This is a genomic window from Aeoliella mucimassa (genome assembly GCF_007748035.1).
GTDB classification, from domain to species: Bacteria; Planctomycetota; Planctomycetia; order Pirellulales; family Lacipirellulaceae; genus Aeoliella; species Aeoliella mucimassa.
This window is the reverse complement of sequence record NZ_CP036278.1, coordinates 1699085-1713414: the sequence shown is the minus strand read 5'-3', so window position 1 is coordinate 1713414 and position 14330 is coordinate 1699085. Positions and strand designations below refer to the sequence as shown.

Below are 14330 nucleotides of genomic sequence, written 5' to 3'. Positions count from 1 at the left end.
ATGCGCTCGCAAAACATCGAGAAATGTGCGCAGATACGACACCTCGTATCCTCTGAGAAGATTAATCGCTTCGCGATGACAAGTTGAGCGTGCAATTCGCTGCAGCACGGGTATAATACGCACAAATCCCACCGAAGTCGCTATTGTTCCCTCCCTCCGCCAAGCGACCGTCATGCCCCGCCTGATTCCATCATTCCGTTTCGTGCTTGCGCTGGTCGCAACCAGTGTTAGCTCTTCGTTTGCGTTTGCCGACGAGTCGCTGCAACCAGTCGCCGACTTCCGTCACCTGGCCCAGCCGATGCTCGAGCAGTATTGCTACGATTGCCACTCCGGCGAGTCGGCCGACGGCGGCATCGCCCTCGACGAAATCCAAGGGGCCGATCAGTTTCAAAAGGATCGCGCCGACTGGCAGAAGGTACTCGCGCGGGTGTCGAATGGTTCGATGCCGCCGGAAGACTACGAAGCCCCGACTGCCGAAGAGCGGACACAACTGGCCGAATGGATCAACACTCGACTCAATCAACTCAACTGCAATACTCCGCAAGATCCTGGTTGGATCACGCTCCGCCGACTGAATCGCGATCAGTATCGCAATACGATTCGCGACTTGCTGGGGGTCGATTTCGAACCGAGCAAGACCTTCCCCCCCGACGTGCTCGCCTACGGTTTCGATAACAACGCCGATGTGCTGACCGTGAATCCGGTGCTGCTCGAAAAGTACCTGGAAGCGGCCCGCGACATCTCACGCTTGGCGATTCCGACTCCGGAATCGGTCGAAACAGGGGTCGAGCGGATTCCCAAGGACAAATGGGAAGGGGGACAGTTCGACGGCGAAGAGAGTCGCACACTGTCGACTGTCGGCTCAGTCGAGTTTGTGTACCACTTCAACCAACCGGGCCGCTACTGGTTGCGGGCGAAGGTCTCTGCGAGTCAGGCGGGAGACGAACCAGTCAAGATGTCGCTGATGGTCGATGGCCAGCCAGTGCAAACCGTGGAGGTTTACGCCACACAGGAAGAGTCGGAGCAGATTGCGTTTGCCATCGATACCGAAGCAGGCAACTTGCGACTTGGCGTCGCGTTCCGCAACGACTTCTACGACGAAGCCACCAAGGGCGATCGCAATTTGTATGTCGAACGCTTCGAAGTGATCGGCCCACTGCCGGTTGCGTTTGGCGAGCTACCCTCCGCTTACGAACGGTGGTTTGCTGCCGAGCCTTCACCAACAGACTGGCGCGACGAGCATGCCTGGCGCACCCCAGTGGCTCAGACGCTGTCTGACTTCATGCTGGCCGCGTTTCGCCGTCCGGCGCCGGCCGACGAACTCAACCGCCTGATCACGCTCGTCGATAGTCGCCGTCAGGCGGGCGATAGCTACCAGCAAGCGATGCAAGTGGCTCTGCAGGTGATGCTGGTTTCGCCGCGATTCTTGTACATTGGCAACGTCGACGAAGCTCCACGAAGCGACGCTCAAGGAGAAGCCGGCTACGAGGTCGACGAGTACGAACTGGCCGCGCGGCTTAGCTACTTCCTCTGGAGTTCGACTCCCGATGCCACGCTGCTGCGACTCGCCAGCGAAGGGCGTTTACGGGCGGAGCTACCCGCCGAAGTCGCCCGCTTGCTTCGCGATCGTCGGAGCGAACAGTTCACGACCAACTTTGCCGGCCAATGGCTCGGCACGCGATTGCTAGCCGACCTGGAACCGGACGAGTCGCAGTTCGATGGCTTCGACGCCGAGCTTCGCGAAGCGATGACCCGCGAAGCCAACCTGGTGTTCGCCGACGTGGTGCGACAGAACTTGCCGCTCACAACGTTGATCGACGCCAACTTCACTTACTTGAACCAGCGACTTGCCACGCACTACGGCATCGCAGGCATCGAAGGCGATCAGTTCCGCCGGGTCTCGCTGGCCGAGCTTGCCCCCTACCCTGGCGTGCGTGGTGGGGTGCTTACCATGGCGGGCGTGCTGGCCTCGACCTCGAATCCCGATCGCACGTCGCCAGTTAAACGGGGCAAGTGGGTGCTCAGCGAACTGCTGGCCGAACCGCCGCCGGCCCCGCCGCCAGGCATCACCAGCCTGGAAGTGGTCGCCGAGCGTAGCAAGCGTCCCCTCTCGGTTCGCGAACAAATGGAACTGCATCGCGCAGAGCCTTCGTGCGCGGTGTGCCACCAGAAAATGGACCCGCTCGGGTTGGCCCTCGAAAACTACGACATGGTCGGCCGCTGGCGCACCGAGGATAACACTGGCCCGATTAATTCGGCAGGCGAGTTGCCTTCGGGCGACAAAATTGCCGGCGTCGCCGATCTGCGGTCGCTACTGGCGGCCCAGCCTGATGCGTTTCGCCGCTGCCTGGCCGAAAAACTACTAACCTATGGCCTTGGCCGTGGATTAGAATATTACGACGAATGCACTTTGCGCGAAATCTGTCGCCGAGCACTCGACGACGGCGACAAAATGCAAACCCTCATTCTGGCAGTGATCGAAAGCCCTGCGTTTCAACAGCGCCGCTTTGTGACTGCCGAGTAACACGACCCTTTGATGCTTCACCTGTTGATCGACTCCGAGACTCCTATGATGCCAGCTTTGATGAACCGATTATCCCTTTCCACCCTCCGCTTGCTTTGCCTCGGCGCGTGCTGCGTCGCAGGTTCGTACTGCGCTGCCGAGAATCCTGCGTTCCCAGGCGCCGACCCTCACGTGGCCGTGTTCGGTAATAAGTACTGGGGCTATCCCTCGCACTCCACGAACCCCAATATTCAGTTTCACTCGTTCGACTTCGTCGCCTACTCGTCGACCGATCTGGTGAAGTGGGAAGAGAGCGAACCGATTCTCAAGATCGAAGACATCTCCTGGATCAAGGAAGATGGTGCCAAGGATCACTGGCTGTGGGCGCCCGGTATCGCCGAGAAGAATGGCAAGTACTACTTGTACTTCAGCGTTGGCCCACAGAATCCCACGCCGAGCCGCATTGGTGTCGCGGTGAGCGATGCTCCCGATGGAAAGTTCGAAGACATCGGCCAACCGCTGCTCACCGGTGGCGACGGGTTCGAAGCGATCGACCCGATGGTGTTCCAGGACAAAGACGGTACCGCTTACTTCTACGCTGGCGGTAGCGCCGGCGCGAAGCTGCGTGTGTTCCGCATGAAGCCCAACATGATTGAGTTCGATGAAGAGATCAAAGTCGATACGCCCCCGAACTTCACCGAAGGGGCGTTCATGCACGAGATCGATGGCACCTACTACCTGTCATACAGCCATGGCGGGTGGAACAATCCGAACTACTCGGTGCACTACGCCACGGCGAAGTCGCCGGTAGGTCCCTGGGAGTACCACGGAGCCATCCTGACGTCGGGCCCTAAGCATAAGGGACCTGGCCATCATTCGTTCTTCCAACACCCCAAGACCGGGCAGTGGTACATCGCGTATCACTACTGGCCCTCGACCAAAAACGAGCCCCCGCTCGAAGGTCAGCGTCAGTGCGCAATCCAGAAGGTGACCTTCCATGCCGACGGTACCATCGACAAGGTGGTGCCTAGCGACGAGAGCCCCGAACCGGCTCCCCTACCGTAAACGATAGCCGCTGCGGAACGTTGAGCTTCGCAGCGGCTCCCCCCAACTATCCCCCCGAGAGGTGAATATGGCTTTCCAACCGATTGCACGACGCACGTTCCTACGCGGCCTGGGCACCGCGATTGCGCTGCCCGCCTTGGAAGCAATGGCCAGTTCGGCGTCGATCGGCGCCGCGGCCGAAGCGCCGAAACGGTTGGCATTCATGTACGTGCCGAACGGGGCTCACATGCCCGATTGGACCCCGCAAGACGTGGGGCGCAACTTCGCGTTGCCGAAGATTCTCGAGCCATTGGAAAAGGTGCGCCAGCACGTCTCGGTGCTCAGCGGCCTGGCAGTCGACAACGCTCGTGCGAAAGGCGACGGCCCCGGCGACCACGCCCGTAGTGCGGCCGCCTTCCTTACCGGCATGCACCCGGTGAAGACCGAGGGACGCGACCTTCGCGCCGGCGTATCGGTCGATCACATCGCGGCCAAGTACATCGCCGGCGACACTCCGTTCCCCACGCTGGAACTCGGCTGCGAAGCGGGCCGGCTGGCCGGCACCTGCGACAGCGGCTACAGCTGTGCCTACTCGAACAGCATCTCCTGGCAGTCGGCCACTCAGCCGGCCGGCAAGGAAGTGAACCCGCAGCAGGTGTTCGATCGCCTGGTCGGCGGCGGCAACTCTAAAGACATTGCCGAGTCGCAGCATCGCCGTCGGGCGCGACAGTCGAGCATTCTCGACTTCGTGGCCGAAGACGCCCGCCGCCTGCAGCGGAAAGTCAGCACCACCGATCGCCAGAAGCTCGAAGAGTACCTCGAAAGCATTCGCGGCGTCGAACGACGCATCGAAAACCCGGCCAGCCGCTTTTCGGAGACCGACATCCACCGCCCCGACGGAATCCCCAACGAATACGCCAACCACCTCCGCGTGATGGGCGACCTGATGGTGCTGGCGTTCCAGGCCGACCTCACTCGCGTGAGCACCTTAATGTTCGCCAACGAGGGAAGCAATCGCCGATACCGCGAGCTCGAGATTACCGGTGGCCATCACCAACTGTCGCACCACGATCACGACGCCGATAAGATGGCCGCGATCAGTAAGATCAATCGCTATCACGTGGAGCAGTTTGCCTACATCATCGATCGCATGGCCAACATTCCCGAAGGAGACTCGACGCTGCTGGCCAACACCGGCATCGTGTACGGCAGCGCCATCCGCGACGGTAATCGTCATGACCACCATGACGTTCCTGTGTTGCTAGCAGGCAACCTGGGAGGCACCTTCGACACCGGCAGCCACCAGACCTTCCCCGATAAAACACCGCTGATGAACCTGATGCTCACCATGCTGCAAGCGGTCGGTGCCCCAGTGGAATCGGTCGGCGACAGCACCGGTACCATCGCCTTGGTGTAGCACAGGCCCGTTTGGCGCAGGGCTGGGGGCTGAGCGGGGCTTGCCGGCCGTGCTAGAATGCCAACATGACTACTCCAAAAATCACCTCGCCGTACGATCCCGAACTCGACGTCCTCTGCGAGCAACTGAAGTCGCTCGCGGACCAGACCGATGCGACCGGCCAATGGCCGGCCGAGCAGCTTCGACTCTGTGGCGAAGCCGGCGTGTTCGAGTGGTTTCTGCCGACCGAGTATGGTGGGCAACATTGGAGCGATGTCGACGTAGTCCGCGGCTACCTGAAACTTGCGGCCGCGTGCCTGACCACCACGTTTGTAATCACCCAGCGAACAGGCGCCTGCCGACGCGTCGCAGCGGGCGAGAACGACTCGCTCAAGTCGCAGGTGCTCCCGCAACTGGCCGCTGGCGACATGTTTGCCACGGTTGGCATTTCGCACCTTACAACGAGCCATCGCCACCTCAGCAAACCAGTGCTCACCGCCCGCCGAGTCGACAACGGTTTTGTGCTCGATGGGTTCTCTCCGTGGGTCACCGGGGGTGATCATGCCGATGCGATCCTGACCGGCGCCCAAGTGATGGATGGCGACACGCCGACCGCCGAACAGGTGCTGGCGTTTGTTCCCACCAACCAGCCGGGTGTGCAACCGGGCGAACCTGCCAGTTTGGTCGGTCTGTCGGCAAGTCACACTGGCAAGGTGGCCTTCGACAACGTGCTGGTGACGAGCGACTCGCTGGTAGCAGGTCCCGTAGAGAACGTCATGCTCGCGGGACGATCGTCCACGCCTGGTGGTCACGAGACCTCGACCCTCGCGTTGGGTTTGGCAGCCGCGGCGATCGACTACCTGGAAGAAGAAGCCCCCAAGCGCCCCGAGTTCACGCAGCCGCACGCCGCGCTGGCCGGTGAGTTCTTCGACATCCTCGAAGACCTACTCTCCGTCGCCGAGGGCGACGCGGTGTGCTCCAAGGAATCGCTCCGCCAGCGAGCCAACAGCCTGGTGCTTCGCAGCACGCAGGCGGCCCTGGCCGCGGCCAAAGGTGCCGGCTATCTATCGGGTCATCGCGTGGGCCGCTGGTGCCGCGAAGCGTTGTTCTTCCTGGTGTGGAGCTGCCCACAACCGGTGATGAACGCCAATCTCTGCGAGCTGGCTGGGCTAGGCACCGACAATTAATGCACGTTGCCGCCCTCAACAGGGGCCATTTGCGAAAAGCGACTCGCGTCCTCCGGAAGCGGCTGATATCATAAATATTTAGCTTGGTGCATCTTTTCCCGGAACTAGCGCGAAGGCCCAACGAGCGAGATCTTCAGGCGACTACACGCGTGGTCCGCTGATCGTCCCTGGTGATCGCACCTCCGTTTCGAGCTGTTCGCGAATACTCTTCGAGCCATCGAGAGTCCTATGAATCGCAAGGTTGCTGTCGCTACGATGCTGGTGATGCTCCTCTCGACCCACGCGGTCGCGCAGGTGCTCGCCTTCCCCGAGGCCGAGGGCTTTGGCCGCTATGCATCCGGAGCGCGGACCAATCTGTCGTCCGCCAGTGTCTACCATGTGACCAACCTGAACGACTCGGGTGCTGGTTCGTTTCGCGATGCGGTGAGTCAGCCGAATCGTTTCGTAGTGTTCGACGTCGGTGGCATCATTCAGATTTCCCCCGACAACTCCGGCATCGTGGTCGAGGACAACGTGACCATCGCCGGCCAGACCGCTCCCGGGGGGATCGTGGTGCATGGCAACAAGGTCAGCTTCTCCGGCGCGAACAACACCATCACCCGCTATCTCGGCATCCATAAAGGCGAGGCCGGCTATCGCGAAGACGCCAGCGGCGCGGCCAACGGGGTGAACATGATGTTCGACCATGTCTCGGTCGCCTGGGGTGTCGACGAGACCTTCTCGCTCAACTGGGATGGCAAAGGCAGCGGGCTCAACAACATTACCATTCAAGACTCGATCATCGCCCAAGGGCAAGATCGCCTGGGCCATAGCGCTGGCGGGTTGATGACGCTACCTGAGGGAAGCGGCTTCAGTGTGATTCGCAGCCTGTTTGCCGACAACGTCACGCGGAACCCCAAAGTCCGCGGCGAGAACGAGTTCATCAACAACGTGGTCTACGGGTGGGACAACGCGGGTTACATCATGGGCGATACCAACAACATGGAATCGCACGCGAACGCGATTGGCAACTACTTTATCGAGAGCCCCGTCGACGGTAGCGCCCCGTTCACGAGCGGCACCAGCCACTTCCACATCTATGGCGAGGACAACTGGGTGGACGCCGACCGCGATGGAGTGCTCGACGGGGTGCCAGTGACCAGTTATCCCGGGGCCGACGTGGTCGCCAGCCCGCATGCGTTTCCAACGACCACTGCGATGCCAGCCGCTACCGCCCTGCCCTACGTGCTGGAGAACGCCGGCTTGTCGATCATCCGCGAACCGGTCGGCACCCGCCTGGTCGAAGAAGTCGAGAGCTATGGCAAGCTCGGCGGAATCATTCAGCGCGAAACCGATCTGTTCCCAGGCTACGGCAGCGATCCAGCGTATTTGATTCCCCGCGCGCAATTCATCGATACCGACAACGATGGCATGGCCAATCACTGGGAAGAGTCGCAAGGCCTCGACCCCAACGATCCCAACGACTGGAAGCAAACCACCGCAGCCGGCTACACCCAACTGGAAGCTTACGTGAACGAACTCGCAGGGCCGACGCAGATGTTTACCTCTGGCGACGGACCGTGGAGCAACATTGTTACGCGGAGCGGCGCTGGTCCCACCTTGGCCGACACCGTGGTGCTGGCAGGCGAGGTCACCCACGCGACCGGCCATGGCTTCGCCCGCCGGCTGAATGTCACCGGCTCGTTCGACGTTTCCGGCGGTACGCTCAGCGTGTTCGACACCCTCAGCATCGGTGGTCCCACGTCGCTTGCGAATAGCCAAGTCGCTGCAGGTCGGGTGCTGGTGGGCACGAACGGTCAGGCGGCCGAACTACTGCTCCACTCGGGAGCAGAGCTCGAGACCGGCCAAGTGTCGGCGATTGCCACAGGGTCGACGCTCGTGTTCGACGGGGGACAATTCACCGCCACCGCGGCTCCTGACATTCAGCTGCCGAGCGTGCTCGCGACCGCAGGCGGAACCATCGATACCGCTGGTTACTCGGGGCAAGTCTCTGGCGTGATCTCCGGCAGTGGTCCTCTCGTGAAACAGGGCAACGGTTCGCTCACCCTCTCCGGCAACAACACCTACACCGGCCCCACCCGCGTGGAACAAGGCACGCTGCTCGTCGCTGGCAACGGGCTGGGAGCCACTTCCGCGATCACTGTCGGCAGCGGCAGCACGCTCGACGTGAGTTCAGCAACCGCTGGGCTAACGCTCGACGACGGGCAGTCGCTCGATGGCACCGGCAATGTCGTCGGCAACGTGATTGCCACGGCCGGAGCAATCGTCCGCCCGCAAGGCACTGCGGCCGCGTCGAACGAACACGCCATCGCGATTCAAGCTGAAGACCTCAACCTCGGCAGCGACTGGGCGATCTATAACAGCTCAACCCACGGCACCCGAGCCGGTGGCTCGTACGACGGTACCGACCTGAGCGGCGGCGGCATTATCTTAGTCGCCGGCGAAAACACATCTGCCCCCGCGGCCGGCGGACTCGCTTCGACCACGGTCGATCTCTCGCACAGCGGCACCTGGTACTTGTTCGTCAAGTCGGCCGAGCCGAGCATCTCCGCAGTCTCCGGAGACCCTTCGACTCAGCCGCGCGGCAACAACAGTTTCTACATGTCGGCCAATCCCAGCGACCTGCAGGCGACGACCTCCAACTACGAAACCGTGCAGACCAACGCAACAAGCACCGCTGCCATCGATGCTGCGACTTGGAATCGTGTCTCTCCGTCGCTCACGAGCCTTGCTGGTGTGTTCGATCCTGAAGACGGTGGTATCGACTTCTCGCTAAATGCCGGCCTGCAAACGTTCGCCATCTTCGGGCGGGAGACTGGCACCATACTCGATGGCTTCGTGCTCTCCGATCGGAACCTGACTGCCGAGCAGCTCGACCTGGTACTCAACACCGGTGGACTTGAGACCGCATCCACACTCACCATTCAGGGCACCTATACCCATCAGGCCGGCGCGGTACTGGCCATTGAGATCGCCGATGGTAGTTCGCAAACCAAACTGCAGGTGCAAGGCACCGCGACCTTGGCTGGCGACCTGTCGATCTCGCTGGCCGAGGGCTTTGCTCCGCAGGCCGACGACGTGTTCGAGATCGTTCAGGCCACCACGCTCGAAGGGCAGTTCGGCAACGCCCCCGCAGGCATGCGAGTCGCCACTGCCAGCGGCATCGGCTCCTTCCAAGTGAATTACGACTACAGCAGCGATCTGGTCACTCTCACCGACTACCTGGCTGGCATCCCAGGCGACTTTAACGGCGACGGCATCGTCGACCTCGGCGACTACTCCGTATGGCGCGATCACCTCGGCGAGTCCGACGTAGCGCTCTCGCCCGGCAGCACGCTCGATGGCTCGGGGCTGGTCGACGCTGGCGACTATGTCACCTGGAAGGCAAACTTCGGCACGAGCCTCGCTACGTCCAGCACCTCTCCGGCGACCATGGTGCCAGAACCTGGCACTAGCGTGCTATTGTTCGCTGCTGGGTCGCTCAGCCTTGCTTTGCGGCGGAGTGAGCACCGTCCCTAACCACATGCCGAATATCGCCATGCCAAGCCCAGCCAGCTGCTGGGGAAAGCGTTCGCCAAGCGAAGTCGACATGAACAAGATCCAAGTCGCCAGGCCGAATACGATCGACGTAATCGCCCCGCGGTTCGTCGCCCGCGGCCAATAAAGCCCCGCGGCCAGCGGAACAAATGCCCCCACGAGTGGCAGCTGATAACTGCTCGATACCAGGTCGTACACGCTGGTGCCATCCATCGCAATCGAGTACGCCAGCACCAGCAGCGTAAAGAGCAGCACCATCGTTCGCATGAACAGCAGTTCTTGCCGGTCGCTCATCTCAGGCCAGAAGTGCTTCAGAACGTTCTGCACGAACACGGTCGACGGAGCGAGAATCGTGGAACTTGCGGTCGACATGATCGCCGAGAGCAATGCACCGAAAAACAGCACCCGCGTCACGTGCGGCATGTGCTCCATCACCAGCGTCGGCAGCACATGCTGCGCGTCCTGCTCGATCAGGACGGGCAGCTCGTCGGGCATCAGCACGTAGCCGCTGGCGACGATGAACATCGGAATGAACGAAAACACCAGGTAAGCCGAACCACCAATGATCGGGCCGATCACCGCAATCCGTTCGCTCTTGGCCGACATCACCCGTTGGAAGATATCCTGCTGCGGAATCGACCCCAGCAAGAAGGTCACGCCGGACCCAATAAAAAACAAGATGCGTTTCGTTTCGAGCGGCGGGAAAAAGTGCAACATGTTGCGGGCGTGGGCTTCATGCATCACCCGCATCGGTCCTCCGGCCAGGTTCGAGGCAATCACCGCGATCGCGGTCAGGCAGATCACGATCACGATCATCTGCAGAAAGTCGGTAACCGCCACCGACCACATGCCACCGAAAAGGGTGTAGAACAATACGACCACCGTGCCGATCAACATGCCAGTGAATGGCGAGATCGCACTATCCGAGAGCAATGAAAACACGATGCCGAGTGCCGAAATCTGGGCGGCCACCCATCCCAGGTACGACAGCACGCTCACGACCGAGCAGAACAGTTCGATCGCGACGCCGTATCGCTCGCGAAAGTAGTCGTTGATCGTGAGTAGCGAGAATCGATAGAGCGGCCGGGCAAATACCAGCCCCACGAGAATCAGGCAGAACGCCGCCCCCCAGGGGTCCTCGGCCGTGTCGCTCATCCCCCCTTCGAGAAACTTGGCCGGGATGCCGATGACTGTCTCCGAACCAAACCAGGTGGCAAACGTGGTGCCGATAACAATCGAAAGCGGCAACGCCCGCCCCGCCACGGCATAGTCGGCTGCCCCCCGCACCCGCCGGGCAAAGTAAAGCCCCACAACAATCGAGGCCAACAAGTAAAGCACCACGAATATAAGCAGCATGCGCAACCGATCCCTACGCCTGGAACCATCAAAAGCCGCGATAGCATATCAGCTCGCCAAACAGGAGCCTAGAGGCCGGAGGGGATAGAGAGTGGAGGGGAAAACTACCCACCGAATTGCGGCAGGCCTGACTGGAACTCCACGCTGCTTGGAGAGAAAGCAATAGGTATCCTCTGCGACGATAGACTTCGGTTACTCGGCGTCGGCTGGAAGTTGTAGGTGAAGGTCCAGCATCCGTTCCGCTTCCCGGAGCGATGCGGTGGGCTGGCATGTGATAGCCCCTTCGGGGCGATTTGAAACGCTTGCCCGCTCTGTGTGCTGTGAGGGAGTGAGTGTCTTCAATAGTCTGCTTATTGATGTGGGCGACTGCAAGAAAGCCGCGTTCGTGGGGTTTTTGGGTGCCGGAGTTGAAGAAATAATGCGAGTTCTCCACTTCCCACCTCCCCGGCTCTGATAGGCCGACCCGTCTTCCTGGAATTGGGCAAGCGGGGGGTGAATTCGGTGTTTTGATTCTTTCAACTTTTCGCTGGGAATTGGCCACCATAGGTGTTCTAATGGACAGGCATCAGTGGCTACCGGCTTTAAGCTATCAGCTGTTGGCTTTTTTATTGAAAGGAGATTAGCGAGGTGTAATGCTTGTTTTGAACTCGAAAGTCTAGCGACGCGCAGGCGAATGTTCGGTTGCGTGGGGGTTCGCTGCTGCGCGCGTGGGTAACACGCTCGAATTGGCCAGCTGAGATGCTTCGGGGCGCTGGAAGCTTCCCTCAGCATGACATTCGGCAATCAGAACTCCCAAAATCCAACCCCCAACTCCCCAAACCATAATAGTTTCCCACCCATGGGAATCTATTTGAGTGTGAAAACCACTGGTTTTGCAGCGTGTGCGCTGATTCAATTTTCCCATCGATGGGTAAATTGGGAATCTATCGCACGACCACCTCTCCTGCGCAGTTTTTGTGCGCGGGCTGATGGATTTATTGGTTGGCGATGGCGTCGAGCGCGAAGTCGGCGTTCGGGTCGTGCTTGTAGAAGTACACGGCGATCTGGCGAGCCAGGATTTCGGTGTATTCACGTTGGAACTGCTTCGGCGACTTGTCCTGCACTGGAATGGCGCTGTTGCGTGGGAAGAGCACTTCGCCTAGCGCGTGCTCCCAGACAATCTTGCTCTTGGTACCGGTCAGATCATACACGGTCACGGTTACGTCGGCGTTGCCTTGGTACAGCGTTTGGCCTTTGTAGAGGTCCAAGTGAGCAAGGTCGATCACCACCAGGCGGTCGGCTTTCACCGCGCGGCCCATGCCTTCGAAATCACCCCAGTCGTTTTCGTCATGCCATTTATCGACTTCGCGATAATCGACCACATCGACCTTAGGCACGTTCTCCCGCAACAAGTTGGTGACGCTGCGAGCGATCTGGTCGGGCGCGCCAGCAATGCTGTACTCGCTCGCCGAGGGGCAGCGACAGGCGACGACCACGCGTTGCTCTTCCAGTGCTTCGCACTGGGCAGGTACTACGTTGCCACCTTGCAGCAGGTAAACGCCGGTTGCCAGGATGGTATGACATCCCGAGGAGGTAACCGTCGTCGCTACCAGCAGCACCAACGAGAGCCAAGAGCATGTATGTCGCATGATCGGAGAACGGTCCATCGTTATCCTAAGGGGGTAGAGGAGTCAGGGGCCGGCGACAACTCACGTTGCCTACGACCAATTTGGTGGAGAGGGAAAGTCCTTATCCGGGTTGGTTGGATCATCGCGAAACCAAGCTGGCGTTGCCTTGCTGGCGAGTCGCGATCTTCCGTTTACTACGACCATCCATGTCGTAGCAACGCCAGTCCGGTGTGCTGCATCCATTGCACAAGGAGCACCAGCACCAGCACGGCGAAAGCGGGTAGTACCAAACTGGCCGTGGGACGTAAATACCACCATTGTCCCTTTATGGCACTTGCTAGCATCCAGGGGACCGCTGCGATCGACGCCAGGCACAACAGCACTCCCCCGGCGTTCGCGCCGAGCGCAGCGGTAAGCTGCCCGTCGAGCAATCGCGCCCAGGAAGTGGTCATGCCGCACGAGGGACACCGCACTCCCCACTGGGCGACGACAAAGCATTCGCCGAAACCGAGTTTTTGGTGGGTGCCGAATCCGCGCGAGTCGGGCGACAGCATCGCGGCCGCGACAAGCAGCACCGTGAGCACCAACGAAGCCGCGACTAGCAGCGTTCGTTCCAACCAGGAGAATCGTCGATGAGGATTCGCAGTAGACACAGGCAATTCGACAGGGACCAACGGACCGCCACCACTAGCGGGGCGAAGTTCCATTGTATCGTACGCCGCGCGAGCTGGGGGGACGAGTACCAAGCGAGGGGAAGTGGATCACAAGCAACCCGCCGGACTAGCAGCTTCGAGAACTTGCTAGCTGGTGAGCTGCTCCGCCCGCTGCTCGTCGACGCACAACCGGCGGATCGCCGTCGCCTGACCGGTGGATTCGTCGACTTCGACGATGGTCCCGTTCAGGCGGACATCTTCGGTCGCCACGTCGAACGGCACCGGGCGCGACGTCAGGGTGCTTTCGAGGACGCGATCGATCCGGCGGCCGATGATGCTCTCGTGCGGGCCGGTCATGCCGACATCGCACTGAAACGCGGTCCCGCCAGGCAGAATGCACTCGTCGGCGGTGGCCACGTGGGTGTGGGTGCCGAGCACGGCCGACACACGACCATCGAGGTAGCGGCCCATCTGCTGCATCTCGCTAGTCGCTTCGGCATGGAAGTCGATGAAGCGAACCTTGGCGTCGCTCGGCATCGCCGCGAGCACCGCGTCGGCCGCCCGCCAGGGGCTGTCGATTGGGTTCATGAACAAGCGCCCCAGCATGCAGGCGAAGGCGACTTGCACGCCCGACGCGGTTTGCACCACAGCCCACCGAGGCCCAACTGCTTCGTCGGGCAGGTTGGCCGGGCGGACGATGTTCGACTCGGCTTCGAGTGTCTTGTAGATTTCGCGCCGACGATAAACGTGGTCGCCAAGCGTGATGGCATCCACGCCGGCGGCGGTGAGTTCGCGATAAATGGCAGGCGTCAGGCCGGAGCCTCCCGCTGCGTTTTCGGCGTTGGCAATCACCAGGTCCAACGACTCGGCCTCGCGGAGCGGTTGCACCACGCGGCAGACAATCTCGCGTCCTGGTTTGCCAACGATGTCGCCGATGAATAGGAGTTTCACGATAGTGAGCAGGGGTGTCGGAGGTCGAAAGTCTGGAGGCTGTCGCCTAACGTCATACGGTCATGTGGTTCGATGAAGGTCAAAGCGACTTAAGCA

Annotated in this window: 9 protein-coding genes; 5 read left to right on the top strand and 4 right to left on the bottom strand. The window is 60.8% G+C overall.

The features are described 5' to 3' along the window. The first annotated feature begins 172 nt into the window (after nt 1-172). The 5 genes from Pan181_RS06850 to Pan181_RS06830 all read left to right on the top strand — a co-directional run bounded on the left by Pan181_RS06850 (nt 173) and on the right by Pan181_RS06830 (nt 9649). Nucleotides 173-2524 (top strand): DUF1592 domain-containing protein, encoded by a 2352-nt coding sequence (locus Pan181_RS06850; protein ID WP_145246120.1) that lies wholly within the window; start codon nt 173-175, stop codon nt 2522-2524. Between the two features lie 60 nt (nt 2525-2584). Further along, the gene (locus tag Pan181_RS06845; RefSeq protein ID WP_231943775.1) at nt 2585-3568 is read left to right on the top strand and encodes a family 43 glycosylhydrolase; all 984 of its coding nucleotides are present in this window, start codon (nt 2585-2587) and stop codon (nt 3566-3568) included. A 67-nt stretch (nt 3569-3635) separates the two neighbouring features. Continuing rightward, entirely contained in the window at nt 3636-4964 is a 1329-nt protein-coding gene (locus tag Pan181_RS06840; RefSeq protein ID WP_145246118.1) for a DUF1552 domain-containing protein, read from the top strand. A 65-nt stretch (nt 4965-5029) separates the two neighbouring features. After that, nucleotides 5030-6130, top strand: coding sequence for an acyl-CoA dehydrogenase family protein (locus Pan181_RS06835; protein WP_145246117.1), 1101 nt, complete (start codon nt 5030-5032; stop codon nt 6128-6130). 228 nt (nt 6131-6358) lie between these two features. Then, nucleotides 6359-9649: an autotransporter-associated beta strand repeat-containing protein gene (locus Pan181_RS06830; RefSeq protein ID WP_145246116.1), complete on the top strand. Its 3291-nt coding sequence runs from the start codon at nt 6359-6361 to the stop codon at nt 9647-9649. Here Pan181_RS06830 and Pan181_RS06825 read toward each other — a convergent pair. The 4 genes from Pan181_RS06825 to Pan181_RS06810 all read right to left on the bottom strand — a co-directional run bounded on the left by Pan181_RS06825 (nt 9590) and on the right by Pan181_RS06810 (nt 14234). Next, a complete protein-coding gene (locus Pan181_RS06825) occupies nt 9590-11023 on the bottom strand; it encodes a sodium:solute symporter family protein (RefSeq protein WP_145246115.1) in 1434 nt (477 codons plus the stop codon). The genes Pan181_RS06830 and Pan181_RS06825 overlap by 60 nt on opposite strands. Nucleotides 11024-11997: 974 nt before the next feature. Then, nucleotides 11998-12669, bottom strand: coding sequence for a hypothetical protein (locus Pan181_RS06820; RefSeq protein WP_145246114.1), 672 nt, complete (start codon nt 12667-12669; stop codon nt 11998-12000). A 155-nt stretch (nt 12670-12824) separates the two neighbouring features. After that, nucleotides 12825-13283, bottom strand: coding sequence for a DUF2752 domain-containing protein (locus Pan181_RS06815; RefSeq protein ID WP_197528993.1), 459 nt, complete (start codon nt 13281-13283; stop codon nt 12825-12827). A gap of 147 nt (nt 13284-13430) precedes the next feature. After that, complete coding sequence (locus Pan181_RS06810) at nt 13431-14234, bottom strand: TIGR00282 family metallophosphoesterase (protein ID WP_145246112.1); 804 nt, start codon at nt 14232-14234, stop codon at nt 13431-13433. Nucleotides 14235-14330 lie beyond the last annotated feature (96 nt).